Source organism: Streptomyces sp. SP18CS02 (genome assembly GCF_036322365.1).
Classification (GTDB): domain Bacteria; phylum Actinomycetota; class Actinomycetes; order Streptomycetales; family Streptomycetaceae; genus Streptomyces.
Map to the genome: position 1 here is coordinate 1 of NZ_JAQYXC010000269.1, position 17,453 is coordinate 17,453.

Annotated in this window: 14 protein-coding genes and 2 pseudogenes; 9 read left to right on the forward strand and 7 right to left on the reverse strand. The window is 69.0% G+C overall.

What is annotated here, in order from left to right; all coding sequences use genetic code 11:
* Positions 1-484: pseudogene (locus PUR26_RS09350) on the forward strand (hypothetical protein); the annotation flags it as partial.
* 388 nt (positions 485-872) lie between these two features.
* Complete coding sequence (locus PUR26_RS09355) at positions 873-2,048, forward strand: glutathione-independent formaldehyde dehydrogenase (RefSeq protein WP_329871076.1); 1,176 nt, start codon at positions 873-875, stop codon at positions 2,046-2,048.
* A 449-nt stretch (positions 2,049-2,497) separates the two neighbouring features.
* Here PUR26_RS09355 and PUR26_RS09360 read toward each other — a convergent pair whose 3' ends face one another.
* A complete protein-coding gene (locus PUR26_RS09360; RefSeq protein WP_329871078.1) occupies positions 2,498-3,025 on the reverse strand; it encodes a GNAT family N-acetyltransferase in 528 nt (175 codons plus the stop codon).
* A 67-nt stretch (positions 3,026-3,092) separates the two neighbouring features.
* Here PUR26_RS09360 and PUR26_RS09365 point away from each other — a divergent pair, with 67 nt between their 5' ends.
* From PUR26_RS09365 to PUR26_RS09375, 3 genes are all read left to right on the forward strand, one after another.
* Positions 3,093-3,296: an XRE family transcriptional regulator gene (locus PUR26_RS09365; RefSeq protein WP_329871080.1), complete on the forward strand. Its 204-nt coding sequence runs from the start codon at positions 3,093-3,095 to the stop codon at positions 3,294-3,296.
* A gap of 1,070 nt (positions 3,297-4,366) precedes the next feature.
* The gene (locus PUR26_RS09370; RefSeq protein ID WP_329871081.1) at positions 4,367-5,176 is read left to right on the forward strand and encodes a maleylpyruvate isomerase family mycothiol-dependent enzyme; all 810 of its coding nucleotides are present in this window, start codon (positions 4,367-4,369) and stop codon (positions 5,174-5,176) included.
* Positions 5,177-5,768: 592 nt separating this feature from the next.
* Positions 5,769-6,230, forward strand: coding sequence for a GNAT family N-acetyltransferase (locus tag PUR26_RS09375; protein ID WP_329871519.1), 462 nt, complete (start codon positions 5,769-5,771; stop codon positions 6,228-6,230).
* Positions 6,231-6,722: 492 nt separating this feature from the next.
* Here the strand turns inward: PUR26_RS09375 and PUR26_RS09380 are convergent.
* Positions 6,723-7,097, reverse strand: a pseudogene (locus tag PUR26_RS09380) (DM13 domain-containing protein); the annotation flags it as partial.
* A 19-nt stretch (positions 7,098-7,116) separates the two neighbouring features.
* Between PUR26_RS09380 and PUR26_RS09385 the strand changes: the two are divergent.
* Genes PUR26_RS09385 through PUR26_RS09395 form a run of 3 tightly spaced genes read left to right on the forward strand, consistent with a single transcriptional unit; the run spans position 7,117 to position 9,164 of the window.
* Positions 7,117-7,323, forward strand: a complete 207-nt coding sequence (locus PUR26_RS09385) for a DUF6011 domain-containing protein (protein WP_329871082.1) — start codon at positions 7,117-7,119, stop codon at positions 7,321-7,323.
* Positions 7,324-7,374: 51 nt separating this feature from the next.
* Positions 7,375-8,211 carry a phosphatase PAP2 family protein gene (locus PUR26_RS09390; RefSeq protein WP_329871083.1) on the forward strand — a complete coding sequence of 279 codons (837 nt, stop codon included), beginning with the start codon at positions 7,375-7,377 and terminating at the stop codon, positions 8,209-8,211.
* A complete protein-coding gene (locus PUR26_RS09395; RefSeq protein WP_329871521.1) occupies positions 8,211-9,164 on the forward strand; it encodes a YihY/virulence factor BrkB family protein in 954 nt (317 codons plus the stop codon). Before PUR26_RS09390 ends, PUR26_RS09395 begins: the two co-directional genes overlap by 1 nt.
* Before the next feature lie 549 nt (positions 9,165-9,713).
* Here the strand turns inward: PUR26_RS09395 and PUR26_RS09400 are convergent.
* Positions 9,714-11,450, reverse strand: coding sequence for an immunity 49 family protein (locus tag PUR26_RS09400; RefSeq protein ID WP_329871523.1), 1,737 nt, complete (start codon positions 11,448-11,450; stop codon positions 9,714-9,716).
* 309 nt (positions 11,451-11,759) lie between these two features.
* Positions 11,760-13,043 carry a fibronectin type III domain-containing protein gene (locus PUR26_RS09405; RefSeq protein WP_329871085.1) on the reverse strand — a complete coding sequence of 428 codons (1,284 nt, stop codon included), beginning with the start codon at positions 13,041-13,043 and terminating at the stop codon, positions 11,760-11,762.
* Positions 13,044-13,477: 434 nt separating this feature from the next.
* Here PUR26_RS09405 and PUR26_RS09410 point away from each other — a divergent pair, with 434 nt between their 5' ends.
* Positions 13,478-13,648, forward strand: a complete 171-nt coding sequence (locus tag PUR26_RS09410) for a hypothetical protein (protein WP_329871087.1) — start codon at positions 13,478-13,480, stop codon at positions 13,646-13,648.
* Between the two features lie 10 nt (positions 13,649-13,658).
* On the opposite strand, the gene PUR26_RS09415 is transcribed toward PUR26_RS09410, so the two are convergent.
* The 3 genes from PUR26_RS09415 to PUR26_RS09425 form a co-directional block, all read right to left on the reverse strand.
* Positions 13,659-14,288 (reverse strand): hypothetical protein, encoded by a 630-nt coding sequence (locus tag PUR26_RS09415; protein ID WP_329871088.1) that lies wholly within the window; start codon positions 14,286-14,288, stop codon positions 13,659-13,661.
* A 507-nt stretch (positions 14,289-14,795) separates the two neighbouring features.
* Positions 14,796-15,239, reverse strand: a complete 444-nt coding sequence (locus PUR26_RS09420; protein WP_329871090.1) for a hypothetical protein — start codon at positions 15,237-15,239, stop codon at positions 14,796-14,798.
* Positions 15,240-15,657: 418 nt separating this feature from the next.
* Positions 15,658-17,121 (reverse strand): RICIN domain-containing protein, encoded by a 1,464-nt coding sequence (locus tag PUR26_RS09425; protein ID WP_329871092.1) that lies wholly within the window; start codon positions 17,119-17,121, stop codon positions 15,658-15,660.
* Positions 17,122-17,453 lie beyond the last annotated feature (332 nt).

A 17,453-nucleotide genomic window follows, 5' to 3' on the forward strand; every position in this document is an offset into this window, starting at 1 on the left:
ACTCGCCACGGGAGCGGTCGCCACCGTGAACTCCACCGTCTGGAGTCTCGCTGAGGCCCTGAGCACCCCGCGCCTCGTGATCGCCATGGTCGGCTCTGTCGCGCTCATGATCGGCTGGCTGATCGTGGACGCGCAGCTGTGACATCGCTCGGCAGAGGGTTCCCCGGAGGCGAGGCAGAGGGCGAGGCTCTACAACACGTCGACGGTCCTGACCGTGCGTATCGGCGTGCTCGTCTGCTACGTGGGTTTGATGCTCATCAACGTGGTGTGGGCGCTGTTCATCCTCAGTGACCAGGTGTTCGCTTCCATGACACGAACCCCGCCGCACGCCACGGACTACTGGACGTTGTCATGGTTCGTCGCTTCGACCGCGACAGTGGGCGGCGCGCTGGGCTCCGGCTTGGAGAGCGACGAGGCCATCCGGGCCGCCGCCTACTCCAAGCGGGAACAGGAACGACGCCACATGCTGCAGGACGACCACGGGCGCCAGGGTCCCGACCGGCAGCCAGCCACCTGTCACCTGGCAACAGCCGGAGCTGGCGCCCCCTCGTCACCGCGGCCCGAACAACCCGGCGGACCCGAGCGGTCGGAGTACCGGCCACGGACCCGGGCCGTGGCCGTCCGGGTCCGGGGATTCCGCTGGTCGATCGGTGTGGGGGCGTTTGGCGCGAGGGCCCAGGGGGACTCGCCCGGTGCCGCCGCCGAGCGCCGGGGCTCCGACGACCGGCCGGCGGCACATTTCCACCCGCCGGGTGAGCGACCCGCAGAGGCATGTCGGAGCAATGGATCCCGCCGCATCAATTGCCGGGAGTCGGCCGCCGTCTCCATCGCCGCCGTGCTGTGGTCGTGCCGGGACACCGAAGGAAGCAATCATGAAAGCAGCGGTCTATGAAGGCCCGCGAACGGTCACGGTGAAGGACGTACCGGACGCGAAGATCGAACACCCCTGTGACATCATCGTCAAGATCACCACTACCAACATATGCGGTTCGGACCTGCACATGTATGAGGGCCGCACCTCGTTCGAGCCCGGCCGTTCCCTGGGACATGAAAACCTGGGCCAGGTCGTCGAGGTCGGCTCGGCCGTCCGCAAGGTCCAGGTCGGCGAATACGTGGTCCTGCCCTTCAACATCGCCTGCGGCTTCTGCAAGCAGTGCGAGCAGGGTCTCACCAACTACTGCCTGACCATGCAGCCGGAACCGGCTCTCGCGGGAGCCGCCTACGGATTCGCCGACATGGGCCCCTATCAGGGCGGTCAGGCGGAACTGCTGCGCGTACCCTACGGCGACTTCAACGCGCTGCGCTTGGGGGAGGACGCCGCCGACCGGCAGACCGACTACGTGATGCTCGCCGACATCTTCCCCACCGGCTATCACGCCACCGAGATGGCCCACGTCAAGCCCGGCGACCAGACGATCGTCTTCGGGGCCGGTCCCGTCGGGCTCATGGCGACCTACTCCGCCCTCCTCAAGGGCGCCGGCCGCGTCTGGGTGGCCGACCACCAGCCCGACCGGCTGCGCAAGGCGGAGGAGATAGGGGCCATCCCGATCAACACCGCCGAGCAGAACCCGGCGGAGGTCGTCAAGGAGGCCACCCTCGGTCTGGGCGCCGACAACGGCTGTGAATGCGTCGGTTACCAGGCACACGACCCCGAGGGACACGAGGACGCCAGCCTCACGCTCAACGGACTGATCGACTCGGTCAGGTTCACCGGCGACATCGGCGTGGTGGGCGTGTTCCTGCCCGAGGACCCCGGCGGTGCCGAGGCCCAGGGGGAGCTGGAGGCGCAGGGCAAGGTCCCGCTCGACTTCGGCATGATGTGGTTCAAGGGCCAGCACATGGGCACCGGGCAGGCGCCGGTGAAGAAGTACAACCGGGCACTGCGGGACCTGATCGCCGGCGGGAAGGCAACGCCGAGCTTCGTCGTCTCCCACGAGCTCAGCCTGGACGAGGCCCCTACCGCCTACGAGCACTTCGACGCCCGTGACGACGGCTGGACCAAGGTGGTCCTGCATCCGAACGGACACGGGAACGGCCACAAGCGGTGAGGGATCGAAGGACCGCCGTCGCGCGTGTTTCCCCCACGGACCCGGGGGACGGGTGGCGATCGCCCCGGCTCCGGCCGGGGCCGCTCGGACGGCGGCCGCCTCCTCCTGCCCGGCTTCACGGACGCTCCCGCGGGCCCAGCAATGTCCGCTCTGACAGCGCCTCGTCCCAGCAGCCGCGGCCGCCGACCAGATCCTTCCGGCGCCGTTTCCCTTCAGCCTGACCCGCGCTCCTGAGCGTCCCCGGAGCAATCCATGATGCTGTGGTCGGCACAGGGCTGGTGGACCTCCCTGCCGACCGAGCATCGGTCCGCGCCTACATGGCATGGCGAGCATGTCTCCCCTGTCGAGGGCCCGACGCAGGACGGTGGAGAGCTCCTGGGGCAGCAGGTTCAGGTTGGCGATGGCCTTGGTGGTGAGCGGACGGCCACGGCCCCTGGGTCTGCAGCGGGCTACATGAGCAGGTTGGTGTGGGGGTGGGACGCCGGCTGCCGCCGGATGACCTTCCTGAGTGCCCGGTTGATCTCGGAGTTGCGACCGGGGACGTACGAGCGGATCAGCTTGTAGCCGCATGCGGTGTACAGGCCGAGGGCGGCGACGTTGCGTATGCCGGTTTCCAGCAGGATCTCGGTGCGGCCGCGGCCGAGCGCGTCCTGCTCCAGAGCGGCGAGGATCCGGCGCCCGAGTCCCTGCCCGCGCGCGGGCGGTGCGACGTACATCCGTTTGATTTCGGCGGCCGAGGTGTTGAGGGTGCGCCAGCCACCCCAGGCCAGTGCCGGTCCGTCCCTGAGCCGGACGACGAGGAACAGGCCGTTGGGGGCGTCGAATTCCGCGTTCTCGGTGGCTTCGGGGTCGTCGGCGGTGCCGTAGGTGGCCAGTTGCTCCTGGTGGAGGGCTTGGGCGAGGGTCCGGGCGTCGGGCTGCCGTAGGGGACGGCGGTGAGCGTCCTCGGCTGCACTGCTCCAAACGGGTTGCCACACGTATGCCAGCGGCCGACGGGGGCACGCGAGATTCATGGCCGATCTTGGAGAACTTCTGCAAGGAACCATGCGCCGCCGGCACCTGACCCCCCAGGCTCTCGCGGACCGGACCGGTATTCGCACCCCCCGCATCAGGGTTTTCGCGCAGGATGGGGCCCAAGGCCCCGTTCCTCCTACGGAGCAGGAGCTGGTCGAGATCGCCGCCGCCCTGCAGCTTCCCCTGACCGACGTCCTCGACGCCGCCCGCGCTCCTGCCGGGACACCGGCCTGACCCTGGTGGTGCGTCGGCGGGGCGGGGCTCATGTTCGAGACGCGCAGTCCAGCATCACACGCTGGCTTCGGGTTGGATCTGCTCACCGGCCGTACCGGTCAGCGGCGCGGTCCCGCCGATGGCCGGGGACCGGTGCGGGAGCCCCGGCGTACGTGCCGCCGACGGGACGGGAGCCGTGGAGCGGTCGCCAGGGTCCGGCGACTTCTCCGGCCACCCTCAGCGCGCGATCCGGGCTGAGAAGCCGACGCTTCGGTGCGAACCCGAGGACCCCGAGTTCGTGGCCCAGGCTGGTCCTACCGTAGGGAGCCCGCTTCAGCCGCCCGGTGCGGGGCTGCCGAGAACTCGCTCGCGGAGAGTGTCGGCGTGGCCGCAGTGCTGGCCAGCCTGCGTCCAGTCGGTGAAGTCGGTCGACAGTCCGTACAGCGGCTCGCCGGCCTCTCCGGCATAGCACCCGATTGGGCCGCGAGCCGGGGGGGGGCGTCGCTTGCGGCTGCCACTGACATCCGGGGCCGGTCGCGGTCAGCTGCGAAAGCGCGCGATGCGGATACCGCTGGCCTCCTCCTCAGGTACGACCTGGTCCCGCTCCTGGGGAATGTGCAGGGCAGTGCAAGCCAGCGCCCATGCTCGCCGCACCCACGTTCAGGTGGCAGACCAGGGCCTTGAGCCAGCCTGGTACTCGATCCAGTCAGCCGGCACGAGTGTTTGATCGGTGTCGGAGCACCACCGCTCAGGCACGTATGGGCCGAAGTGGGGGTGCTCACTGGCTGTTGTTGTTCCGAACTTGAGGAGACCGGTCCTCCCCCGCCATCGTGACCTCCGCGTCCATCACATCGAGCGGCAGCATGACCGCGCGCACCGGGTGGACGTCACGTCGCCGACGTGCCCGGCCGCATGGCGAGGCCAGAACACCCACAGGCACGACGCCTGGCGTACCGCCACCACCAGCGTCCTCGCAGCAGTGCGCAGCTTGTCACCCGAGCGGTGGGAGGCGAGGACGTCCGCACTGGCCAACCGGCGGCGACTGTGAAAATCGCTGTCCGATCACTGGAGCACGGTGATAGACATCCGGCGTGGAAAAGAACCTTGAGTTCCCTGACCTGTTGCGACTGATCGATGAACGGTCGACCGCCTTCCGCGCCGTGGTCGCCGCCGCGCCCGGTCTCGACGCGCAGGTGCCGACCTGCCCCGGGTGGACGCTGTTCGATCTGGTGAAGCACCTGGGTGGGGGAGACCGTTTCTGGGCCGCCATCGTCGGCGCGGGGTCTGCCGACGCTCCCCCGGCCGAGGCCGTCGCCGCGCGCGCCGCGCTGGAAGTGCCGCAGGAGCGTGAGGCCTTGCTGGCCTGGCTGGACGCGTCGACGCAGCTTCTGCTGGGCGCCCTGCGCGAAGCAGGCCCAGAGAGCGGTTGCTGGACGTGGTGGCCCGCATCGCAGTCACCGCAGACCGCCGGAGGCACCGCCCGGCACCGGGTCCAGGAGACCGCGGTGCACACCTACGACGCCCAGCACGCCGGGGGCTCCCCGCAGCCGCTGCCGGTCGAGCTGGCACTCGACGGTGTGGAGGAGTTCCTGTTCACCGTCTGCGCAACGCCGAGTGCCTGGCCGCACAAGCCCACGGCCTTCGACTTCCACGCCGCCGAGGGCCGCTCCTGGCGCCTCACCGTCGACGGCGACGGCGCACGCGTCACCCGCATCCCCGCACCCACCGCCGCGACCGGCGCGACCGGCGAAGACTCGAATGCAGCCGGCGCCTCCGTCCATGGCACGGCCAGCGAGCTGGTCCTCTACCTGTACGACCGGATCCAGGCCGACTCCTTGCACGTTGACGGAGACGCAGGGCTGCTCGACCTGCTCCGCGCCTGGGAGCCGGAGGAGAAGTAGGACGTGGCGGGGACGGTTGGCCGCGCCTCGAGCCGGTAGGACACGACTCTTCGCCAGGTTCGTCAGTCGCGGCACCGGGCTCAAACCCGCGAGGCGGCCTCGGGGCGTCACCAAACCGACCGTCTACCTGGATGGCAGTGCGCATTTGTCCGTCCCAGCGATCACGAGAAGCGACGCGACTGCCGTCGTCCCGATCTCGTCAACTGAGGTGCCGCCAGACGAAGGGCGCTGTTCCCAAGACGAATGCAGCAGAAGGCGACAACTCGTTGGAGGCCGAGCTGAGCGGCAAGGTTGCTGTGCTGGATGCCATAGGTCGCGTACCAGTCGGCGGCGAGGTCGCTCGTCATGATGGCGCGGACAAGCTCTGTCCCACGACGCTTGCCGGCGATCAGAAACGCAGCTGCGAGCAGGTCGAGGAGCGCCAGCGAGGACCAGTCATAGTTGAGTCACCTAGGTCTGTACCGAAAGTGGCTGGTTGTGCCTCTGTGGCCTGTGATTCTATGCCCGCGTGAACGTCGAGAGCTCCGGGGTGCCGGATGAGAGGCCGAGCCGCTGGGTCCGGTATAGGGCTGATGGCGATGTTGGGGAGTGCGTGCGGGTCCTCGCGGAGGTCCATGCGCGCGACGGCTATCCGGTGAACTGGCCGGATCAGCCCGGCGAGTGGCTGTCACGCGGCCCCCTGCTGGGCTCCTGGGTTGCCGAACTCGAAGGCGGCCTGGTCGGGCATGTCAGTTTGTCGCAAGGCGGCGAAGGCGATCTGGCCCCGACGTTGTGGAGCGATCGGAACGGGGTGACTCGGGGTATGACCGCCGTGGTCAGCAGGCTGTTCGTTGCCCCACAGGCGAGGGGACATCGGATCGGTGCACTGCTGGTCGGCCGAGCAGTGGAGGAAGCACGGCGTCGTGGCCTGCATCCGGTGCTCGACGTCGTCGCATCCGATACCGCGGCGGCAGCCCTGTATGAGCGGCTGGGCTGGGAGCTGATGGCCACAGTCGAGCAGCAGTGGAGTCCGCACCAGACGGTGGCCATCCGCTGTTACGCAGCGCCATCGTGACGTGGACAGTCATAGCCTCGTGGCGCATCACCGACGGTCGCCTTCAGAGCTTCCGCCACGCTGTCGCCAGGGCGGTTGCGCCAGGACCTGGTACCAGGCAGCGGGGATGAGCACGCCGGGCTGACAGCCGAACGGCACGTGGAGGCCTCGGTGGCCGCGGCCGTGGAAGCACTGCCCGGCGTGCGGAAGGCGAGCAGCCCGCTACGTCTCGCCGGTGGGGCTGCCCCACGCGCGGGAGCAGCCGGATACGGAGTGGGCCGAGGCACGGCTGGATGAAGCTGCGTCGCACTGTGGCTGACCGTCTGAAAGGCCGCCAGGTCGTTGACGGTCACCAAGAGCGGCGCGAGGCAGGCCCGGCTCGATGACCTCCCCGCTCGGGCGGCGTGCGCTCCACGGCTCGCCGCGGCTGCCCGTCGGCGTGGACGACGATGCCGGTGCCCGGGACAAGCGGAGGTGGCGGGCGCGGGCAGTGCGCACGTCCAGACAGGTCTGTCAGGCGGGAGACAACTCCGCAGCACCGAACGAGACGTCGAAGCGGTCGCACCAGATGGTGACGCTCACATAGGCGTTCCAGTCGATGTCCGAGGACAGCGCGTAGTTCTGATCGCCCTTGTTGCCCTTGTTGCCCTTGTTGCCCTTGAGCCTGCCGAGGCTGACGTGCTTGCCGTCGTCGAAGACGTGCCAGCCCGCCTTGCCCGCCGTGACCGGCGCGTCGGTGAGCCAGACGCGCAGGTCCGGCCCGTTGCTCGTGTCGAGGCCCTCGATGCGCAGCGTACGAGTGCCCTCCCCCGACTGGACAAGCTTCACGGAACCCGTGGTGGTGTGCTCGTGGCTGATCAGTTCCCCCCGGGCGAGTATTCGCAGCCCCGGCCGGGAGAATGTGATCATGCCCCGACGACACGTGCCCCATCGACCCGCCCTGCTCGACGACCCCGTCACCGGTTACCGGCACCGCTACTGCCGGCGCTGCGGCCGCGAGCTCACCAGCCCCGAATCCCGCCTCACCGGCTACGGGCCCACCTGCGACCCATCCCGCCGGCCTCCCCCCACGCCCGAGCACGTGGTCGACCAGGAGCCGCTGCCCGGAACCTGATCGAGGCCGCCCGGGACACATCATCCGGCGGCCACGGGCAACGAGGACTCCATGGTGACGGGGAGCGGCGCGGGCGTGAGGCCTTCTTGGCTTGTGGCGTTGGTGCCGGTGCAGATGACCTTGATGGTGGGGCTCGGTATCGCGGTGACCTCTGCCCAGGAGGGCGACCGGCTTACCGCCGTGGAGGGCCGAGTCGTCCGTGGGGCCCTCGCCTTTCGCGGTTCCACGGTCGACGGCCTGTCGGAGTGGTTCTCGGCACTCGCCGGCACCGAGGCTGTCGTCGGCATGACGCTCGTGTGCGTCACCGCTCTGCTGACGCTGTCGGGCGGGCGGAGAGGGAGGGAAGCCGCCTTTCTCGGCGCGGCGGTCGCGGTGCAGTCCGCCACCTTCCTCGTGGTCACGCTGTGCGTGCAACGGCCGCGGCCCGACGTGCCCCACCTCGACATGGCCCCGCCGACGTCGAGTTTTCCGTCGGGTCACGTCGGGGCGTCCGTCGCCCTGTACGGAGGGTTGGCCGTGCTGTCGCTGACCCGTGTGCGCAGTGCCTGGCGGTATGCCGCCCTGGTGCTGCTGCTCGTTCCCGCCGCCGTGGGGCTGTCGCGGATGTACCGGGGCATGCATCACCCCACCGATGTCGTGGGTGGTCTGGTCAACGGCGCCCTGACGCTGATCATCGTGGGTTCCGTGTTTCTGTCCGCCCGCTCCCCGGGCGGGGAGCGGGCCCTTCACCCGGCGGCTCAGGTGGGCATGGGGCCCGCCGGCCGTCGGACCGGGTCCACCCGTCACCGGCACAGCGGGCTCCCGGCCCCGAAGGAGCTGGCCGCGCGCGCTGCGCAACCGCTCCCCCACCCGACGCGATCCCCGAAGCACACACAGACAGGACGATGATGGGCACCGCCACTCGCGTACCGCAGAGACGTGACGTACTGGGCGAGGAACTGTCCGGCGACGAGGCATGGGCCGCTTTGCGCCGGTACGGAGGCTGGAGCCTTGCACGGGACTCCTTCATACGCTTCCGCTACGCCGACGGGTTCAGCCACTCGCGAGCCCTGGCGCTGCAGACGGTCCTGTCCCTCGTCCCGCTGGCCATCGCCGCCATCGGCCTGTCCGGTGTCCTCCACACGGAGGGCATCGGCCGGGTCGCCGAGCTGACGATTCGCCGGATCACCAGTGGTCCCAGCCAGGAGATGGTCGACGAAGCGCTGCGACTGAGCCGTCACCACGCGGGCGACGGGGGTCAGGCAGCCCTCTGGCTGGGCCTGCTGTTCTCTCTCCTCAACGTCACCACCGCTCTGTGCCAAGTCGAACGCGGCGCCAATCGCATCTACGGCAATGAGCGCGACCGCCCCTTTCCGCTCAAGTACTCCTGGGGGCTGGCCATGGCGGTGATGGCCGGGTTGCCGCTGGGGATGAGCTTCCTCCTCACCGTCCTCGGATCCGACCTGACCCAGGCGCTCACGGAGATCTACCGTCTCGGGCCGGACACCACCCGCACCTGGGGAGTCCTGCGCTGGCCGGTCGGAGTACTGCTCGCCGTACTGGCCACCAGCGCGATCTTCCGGCTCTCCCCGCGCCGTGACCAGCCCGGCTATACCTGGCTCGCCTTCGGCGCCGTCCTCTATCTGGTGCTCTGGAACGGGGCGACCTGGGGTCTGAGCCTGTACGTGGGGGTCAGCGGCTCCTTCACCAGTGTGTACGGCCCCCTCAGCGCGGTCATGGCGTTGCTCCTGTGGTCCTACCTCACCTCTTTGGCCCTCTTCCTCGGTCTGGCGTTCGCCGCCCAGCTGGAAGCCGTACGAGCGGGAGTGAACAGTCCCGCCAGGCCGGACCCGGGAGTCTGAGCAGGCCGGGCGCGGAAGCTGTCCACGGAGACCTCGACGCGCGGTTCCATGCCGAGGATGTCGAGCCGGCGTACGGCGGGGGCCGCTACGACCTGGCGGACGCCGCGGGCAGGACCTGCCCGCGGCGTTCGCGACATCTCCGGCTCGTGCCCGCGGTCGGGCTGTGGACCGCCGCCGGGGTACTGCGGCGCTCCCACGGGGCTCCCGACGCCCTCCCCACGGGCGATCCGCACCTGCCCGACACATCGGCTCCACCCTGACCGGATGTCGCGGTCCGGGCGCCGCCACCACGCCGGAACCGCGGCCGCCTACACCGGGCAGCGCCACTGGGCCGCCCGCCTCGTCCTGCTCACCGGCCGCGTCCTTGTCCTACGCGAACGCCGGGCCCCGCTCGCACGCATCGCCCGCTGCGAGCCCTCACGCGGGTGCGGCCGAGCACCTCCAGCGGCTCCAGATACCCGGCCGCGGCCCTGGCCCGAGCCCTGGCCCGGGCCTCGCCGACGGCCATCAGCAGCCGGCGTGGGTCGCCACGCCCCTCGGACTCCGTCCCTAGAAGGGTTCGGCCGCCCGCAGCAGACCGTGCGGAAGGTAGGGGGAATCGACACGGATGTCCCAGCCACGGCGGCGGGCGTGGCAGGCCAGGGCGAGGATGTCGAGGTTGATGGAGGCGTCCGGATCGTCGGCGCGGTCGGCGACCTGGTAGTAGTCGCGGTGGGCTTCGAGCGCGTCGGCCAGTGCCAGATTGAAGCTCTCCTCGTCGCCTTCCACGAGCTGCGACAGCAGCACGGCCGGCGGCATGTCGAAGCCCCAGTCCTTGGCCTGCTCGGCCTGCTGCAGCGCGCGCTGCGCGGCCTGTTCGGGATCGGTGCCCTTCAGATAGGCGTGAAGGGCTTCGCGGTACGCGCTGAAGGCGGAGCCGTCCGGGCGGGCGAAGGCAGGGCCGGTGAGGACCAGGGGGACGAGGTCCTCGCGTGTCCCGGTGATCAAGGCGAAGGCAGTGGCCTTCTGCCAGTTGTGGGCGCCGGCTTCCTCCTTCCGCTCGGCCGGGTAGCGCAGATCGCGGCCGTCGATGGTCACCTCGACCTCGGTGCCCGGCTCCGCCAGGGCGATGCGGAACAGGGCCGCCCCCATCTGGGAGGCCAGCCGAAGGTGCGCGAGCTGGACGTCCGTGACCCCGCCGGGGTTTCCCGCACGCCACTTGAAGAGGCGCTCCTGGTCGCCCATGATCCAGCCGAGCCGCCAGACAGCGAGGGGCTTCCCATCGGCAGCGGTGAACGCCTCCTGGATGTGCTCCTCGTACCCGGCCTCGGTCTGCGGGCTCACCGTCCAGTCGAAGGCCGGCCGCTCCACCACCAGCGGGCCCGCGGCGAGCGCGGCGACCGCGTCCGGTCGCCGGTCGCGGCCGAACCCCGCGACCCGCGGGCCCCGGGTTTCGAAGCCGGTGATCAGCGCGTGCGGAAGGTAGCCGGAGCTGACGGCAGGCACCCACCCCAGAGTCCGGTACGCGAGCGCGGCGAGGGCTATGGGAACGAGCGGCAGAAGAGTGCTCGGGGAGGCCGACGGGCCGTGCAGGGTGCTGTGCCTGACCAGGACGTCGGCCAGCGCGGCGTCGAAGGCCTCCCTGTCCTCGGCGGCCAGGGCGCGCAGCGTGCGCAGTGCCGCGCTGTCCGGCCGGTCCAGGAGCGGCTCGCCGGTCTCCTCGGCGCGGATACGGATCCGGTCCAGCGCCGCGTCGACGGCGGAGAGCTTGGCCTGCGCGCTCGGCGGGTACTCCGCGTCGTCGCCGGTGTCGTCCAGGACCACGGCCGTCATTCCGGTGGCGAGCTCGCCGGCGGGTGTTCCCTGCGCCTTCTCCGCGAACTTCTGCCGGGCGAAGTGGAAGGCCTCACCGTGCCACTTGGCCTTGTCCCTGAGGACCGTCAAGCAGAGCGCCTCGACCCACTCCCCGGGCGTGACACTCTCCTCAGGGGCGTCATCCCCCGGGTCGTAGCTCATGCCGAAGTTCACGTACTCCAGGAAGACCTGGAAGCTGCAGTGCGGGTGGTACGCCGCGTAGGCGACGGCGCCGGCCGCGGCCTCGGAGGCGTCCTTGAGGGCGGTCTTGGCCTCCGCTGTGTCGAGGTCAGGTGTCTCGACGGAGAGGGCGCCCAGGTAGTCGAGGAAGTCGTCGGCGATCGACTGCCACTCGTAGGTGGCCATCCGGCCGGCCCGTGACATGGACCGCACCTGCCCCGCGATGCGGTTCGTGAAGTCCTCGCGTGCCGCCGATACGACGGAACCGCCCACCTGGTGACGCTCTATCCGCACTGCCCTGCTCCTTGATCGAATCTCTGTGGACAGCCTAGACGCCGGATCTGACAGGGGGTTGAGGAGCCTCGGGGCCACGACCGGCGCGAGGTAGGTCTACGGGCCGGCCTCGATGAACGGCAGACCGGTGTGGAAGTGTTCGCCCTCCACGCAGTTGTCTTCCTCGGCACCAGGTACTCGGCGACCTCTTCGGTGGTGTCGGGTCCCCTGGTGCGGCACGCCGAAGCCTCCGGTTGCCCCGGGTGCGCACGGTCCGCGGCGTGCGCACCCGGGGTCACCATCCGCTCCTCAGCCCACCGGCATACCGCCCGTGGGGCTCGGGGCCGACCGAGCGTGCTGGAGCTTCTTGAGCATCGGGCTCAGCCCTGCCACGTCCTTCTCCACCGTCGACGGAGGCCTGCCCGTCGACGGCGGCTCGATGGGGTCCGTGGGGGGCGGCTTCGAGAGGGACACGCAGTTCGACCTGCCCGATTCCGCCGATCCGTTGACCGCGGTGACACAGAAGTCGTAGTTAGTTGCCGGGGAACAGGAAGGTGATGCCCGGTCGGGGGTGTCCGAGATGTATTCGTCCGCCGTGAAGCCGCCGCCCCTGTAGTTGTTGCGTACCCACACGCGGTAGCCGGCCGCTCCCTTCGACACCTTCCAGTTCAACTGGACGGTCGCGGGGTCGACGGATGCGATCGTCAGGTCCGTGGGTGTGGCCGGCGTACCCGCTCCCACGGTCACCGGTCTGGCCCCGCCTGGCAGACCTCCGCCCACGTCGTTCCAGGTGACGACCGCGACCAGGTGGCGGTGACCGGGCTTGAGGCCGTCGATGTGTACGGAGGTGCCCCTGACCGCCGTACTGTTGATGAACGCGCCAGGGATGTCCTTGTCCCAGGTGATGATTTCGTACCGGTCGATGTTGTCCGTGTACGGGCCTTTGGCGGGCTGCCAGGACACGCGGACGCCCGTGGCGGTGGCGCGGGTGACGATCCTCTCGGGTGGGGCTGCGGTCCTGGGGTGCGAGACCGCACTGACTGTCGGCGACCACGCCGACCGGCCGTCACCACCGTGGTCGGTACGGACCTGGTATTCCCACCGCAAGCCGTCCGCGGTCCAGGTCGTGTCAAAACGGTTCGTCGCGACCGGTATCTCGCTCCACTGGGCGACGCCCACGAGGCGGCTGCGGACGGTGTATCCGCGGGCACCGAAGACCGGCCGCCAGGTCACCTTGATACCGGTGGGGACGGACTCGGCGACGGGCCCGGGAACGGCGGGTGCCGGCCTTGCCGGGGCCGTGGGCGGAACTTCGGGAACGTGATGCCCGATGCCGAAATCGCGGTGCAGTGTCTGCTCGAAGGCCCGCGCGATCTGGAACTCTCCCAGCGCGTTGGGGTGCAGGCCGTCGTAGCCCGCCGGACACGCGTCAAGACCGCAGTCGTACGCGTCGGCCCAGTCCACCAGCTTCACCGGGGAGACGGGTGTACTCCAGGAGGGGAGCGCCTTGGCGAGCCGGTCGTTGTACTCGGCTGTGCTGGCGGGCAGGTCCTCGCGGCCACCGATGAAGGTGCGTTGGGGAACGTTGGCCACGGCGAACCGGATGTCCGGTCTGACGGCGCGCGCTCTCGACGAGCGTCCTCATGCTGTCGATCGTGCCCTGCGCGCCACTGACGAACCAGCCCATGTCGTTGAAACCGAGGCCGACGAGCACCAGATCCGGCTTGTACTCCGCTACCGTTCTGCCGATCAGGACCGTGTCCTGAGCCGCCTGGCGCCCCCAGACCGCGGAGTGGTCCCTGTCGAAGTCCGGGGACACTCCGGCAGCGTACTGGCCCATGACGGGTGGGTCGTCGACCGAGGGGGTGGGGGGGTCTCCTTGAAGCGGCGGCACGGCAGGGCCCGACGGGGCGGCCGGGGTCTTGGTTCCCCTGTACGGGCCCACGAAGTCGACGTCGATGCGCTGGCTCTTGAACCATTGCCACAGCCGGTAGCGCCACGTCCAGTCCCCTTCGGCGCCTTGGGTCATGGAGTCGCCGACGATCATCACTCTCTGGGGTGTGCCCCTGATGCCCCCTTGGAGCCGGGTCAGGGCCTCGACGAGTCTGGGCCCCACGCCCTCCAAGCTGCCGGCCATGAAGGACAGCACGCTGTTCAGGTTCGTCAGCCTGGTCGCGCTTTTCCACAGGAACTTCTGAATCTCCGCGATCATGTCGGTGGCGCCCCGGGAGGCGTACGCCAGCAACGCCCCGCCGAAGGCACCCTGGAGCGTGGGCCACACGAAGGCGGCCACCGCCTCGCCCCATACCTCGCCGTCCCGGAGCGATCTGCCGTCGAAGTGGGCTTGGAGCAGCTCGTTGCTGAGTGAGCCGAAAGCCCCTCCGAGGGCTCCACACACCGGAGCCGCCGCCGGCGCGCCCACATTTTGAAGGCGAGCGGGCACACCGTCGTCGTCAGGATGCCGACAACCGTGCCGAGGGCACCGGCGATGAACTTCTGCCAGGCGTTCGCCGAGGTGCTGACGCCGTCCGCCGAAAGCACCAGCACGAGGCTGTCGTCGACGGCGGTCAACTCCCCGTCGAAATCGGCGCCCGCCTCATGAGGCGGATAGAGCCCGACGCTGTTCTGCTGAAAAATCCTGGTGAACGACTCCCCCAGAGTCATGCCTGTGCTCTGGTCGGCATGCGTTTCAGCAACCAGATCCCTGGTCAGGTCGCGTATCCGCTCCCCGCGCGGCGGGGCCTTGAGGTCGGCCACCACGACCAGGTCGTCGTCGCTCTTCGCCAGCGCGCGCAGGTCGTCGCGCGTATCGCTCGCACAGTCGATGCTCAGGGCCACGAGCCCTTCCGCGCCCGCGTCGCCGGCGGAGGACGTGGCGTGAGTGGCGCACGCGCGGCCCGGTGCCGCCGCGCGGCCCTGAGCCACGGCGGACTCGGGGACCGCGACGAAAAGCAGCGCCAGGACATGACGCAGACCAATAGGTAAGGAGGTGCGGAGTGTCGCACCCCGCCTCTCTTGCGTACCGTTCCCAAAGTGGGCATGCCGTTCAGCACGTCCTTCCCGTTCCTGCATGACCGTTCCCGCATGATGCGGACATGACATTTGCCACGCGCTGCACAGGCGTCCGGTGCCCCGGTCCCATGGCCCGGGGCCGGTGGGGAGAGACTGCGTCAGCAACCATTCCGTGGTCAGGAAGTGTCGGTAGTCCTCGGGGAACCGGACTCCGAAGCGGCACTCGGCCTGCGCGGTCCTGTCGTTCGAACTCATGGGCCCGTTCTCTCAAGGCCGGGTGTCCTTGCCCGCGAGGGCTCTGACCGTGATTCCGTGCAGAGCGCTGGTAGCAGCTCAGTGAGAGCGGCGGCGACGGTGATACGCGAACGTCAGGGCCAGCAGCAGGGGGCCCCACAAGGTGAACAGACCGCTGACCGTCATCGCCAGCACGTCCCAGCCCTCGGCGTAGGGGAATCCGTCAGCACCGCCAAGGCGGAAGGCCCCGAACACCCAGTCAACCATCAGCGCGGAGAAGAAGACGCCTCCTGTCGTCGCGGGGAGGATCACCGCGAAGGGGGGTACGCGTCTGCCCCCCAGCTTGGGAACCCAGGTCGGCACGACCTCGCCCCACCAACGGACCAAGCCGAAGCTGAGCAGAGCGAATATCTCGGACAGAACGCTGAGTCCGACGACATAGGGAATGTTCCACGGTGACGGAGGCAGCACCTCCCCGCCCATGCCGTAGCCGAAGGCGATGGGCAGACGCCACAGGCACACGGGCAGTGCGACCAGAGGCATGGCATGGGCTGCTGCGGCAGCCCACCGGGGAACAGGCCGTTCTGTCGATGTCGTGTTGATGTGCGCCGTGTGGGTTCTCATGCCTCCACTGTGTCTGGGCGACCTGCGAGACCGCATCAACTCCACGAAGGATCTGCCTCCGCCTGAAGGGCGAGGAGCGCGGTCCAGAAGTCCGACCCCCGTCGCTGCCATCACCGACGTCATGCCAGGTTTCACGGCATACGGCATGGCGGCCAGAGTCAGACGCGAGGAGCGTGGTCAAGTCGCCTGCAATGCGGCAACTACAGGCCTGGGGGGCCGGCCCGGTCAGTGCGGGTCTGCGTCGTGCTGACGTGCGCGCCCCGACAGCTGCTACGTCCACCACATGGTGCACGCCCCCGGCGCCCGCCTGGGGCGGGTCGCCGGAGACATGCGGCGGTCAGACCGCGGTGCGCTGCCAGTGCTGGTTGCGTCCTCCGTTGCAGGTCCACTGCTCCAGTGCCGTGCCGTCAGTGGTCGACTGGTTCACCACGTCGAGACACTTACCGCTGTGGCGTGCGACGATCTGGAGGTAGCCGGGGTCGTCCGTCGGCCTGAGCTTCCACTGCTGGGAGTCCTTGCCGTTGCAGGTGTTCTGTACCGCGAGCGCGCCGTCCTTGTGGGAAGCGCCACTGATGTCGAGGCACTTGCCGCTGTGCCTGGCCATGATCTCGTGATTGCCGTTCGGGAGCTTCCTGAACCGGAAGTGCTGGTTGATCGCGCTGCCGCAGCCCCACTGGACCAACTGCGCCGCGTTCGTCATCGCGAAGTTGCCGACGTCGGCGCACTTGGCGCTGTTGCGGTTGGACAGCGTCTCCCAGGTCCCCTTGATGCCCTCCACGGTTCCTCGGGCGGTGTCGATGACGACCCGGGGCGAGTAGTCCATGGTCATGGAGGTGCTGGTGGGGAACTTCAGCGGAAGCCAGACGTACTGGGAGTCGTTGACCTTGCCGCCCATGGAGTCACCCCAGCGGTCGCCCATGTAGAGCCAGCCGGTTCCCTTGACGCCCTGCACCGGGATGACGTAAGCGGTCTGGCTGCGGTACGTCGTGGAGTCCCCGATGTCCCGCAGTTCGCTCCATGCGCCGGTGATGCTGGTGGCGGTGGCGTATTTCTGCTGGTTGGGGGCCCAACCGGTGGCGCCCGAGGTGAGGAGGAAGTAGATCCCGCCGCGCTTGAACATGGCCGGCGCCTCGCGGGACTGACCGACCCACAGCTTCTGGGTCAGGGACTGTATGCCGGTGTACGCGTCATTGAGACGGTAGACGTGGAGGTCGGCGTTCTCGTTCGCCGCGGAGATCATGTAGCCGGTGCCGTCGGTGTCGACGAAGGTGCTGATGTCGCGGGACATGTGCCCCTCGGGGCGGAAGCTTCCCTTCCATGTGTAGTCGCCGTCGACGCTGGTGGAAGTGGCGACCGCGGCACGTGCTTCGGTGTAGTCCGTTCCGTTCTCCTTGTGCATCCACATCACGAACTCGCCGGTGCGCTTGTTGTGGATGACCTTGGGGCGCTCGATGTTGGCATGCCTCAGCTCGGGGTGGCTCGCCTGGGTGAGGACGTGGTTCCTGAAGGTCCAGTGCTTCAGGTCTGTGGAGCGGTATACGGAAACCGCGCGGAAGGTGTTGTCAGGGTTCCGGTTCTCTCCGAACCAGTAGTAATAACGGCCGACTTTGACGATGCCACCGCCGTGAGCGTGGAGGGGCTTGCCCTCGGTGGTGGTGAACTGCGCGGCGTTTTCGACGCTCTGCGGAACGGGCTGGGGAGCCTGAGCGGCCTGGACGGTACCGCCGGTTCCGAGCGCGGACAGCAGGGTGGCGGACAGCGCGGTGAACAGCGTCACCGTCCGCTTGGTCCTTTGGTGCATGACGTGACTACCTCTGGAGTTCTGTACAGGCATGACGGAGGGGCGTGTGACTGGCGGCGGGTCAAGCCGCGTCTGCCGGGAGCGGAAGGCGATAGGCCGTACAGCAGGAAGCAACGGATGGCGAGCTCCGGCTGCGGCCGCCCGGTTGGTCTGCCGGGTGCCGCCTTCGCGTGACGCCGATGTGCCGCCCCGTTCGGTTTGCGTTCACACATCGGTTGGCCAGATTGTGTGGTTGTTCTGATGCGCTGTCAATAGATCTGACTAAAGCGGGACTTGATGCCATTGATGCCGCACCGATGTCTGTGCCCAAGGTGCCTGGTGATGGGTGCGAA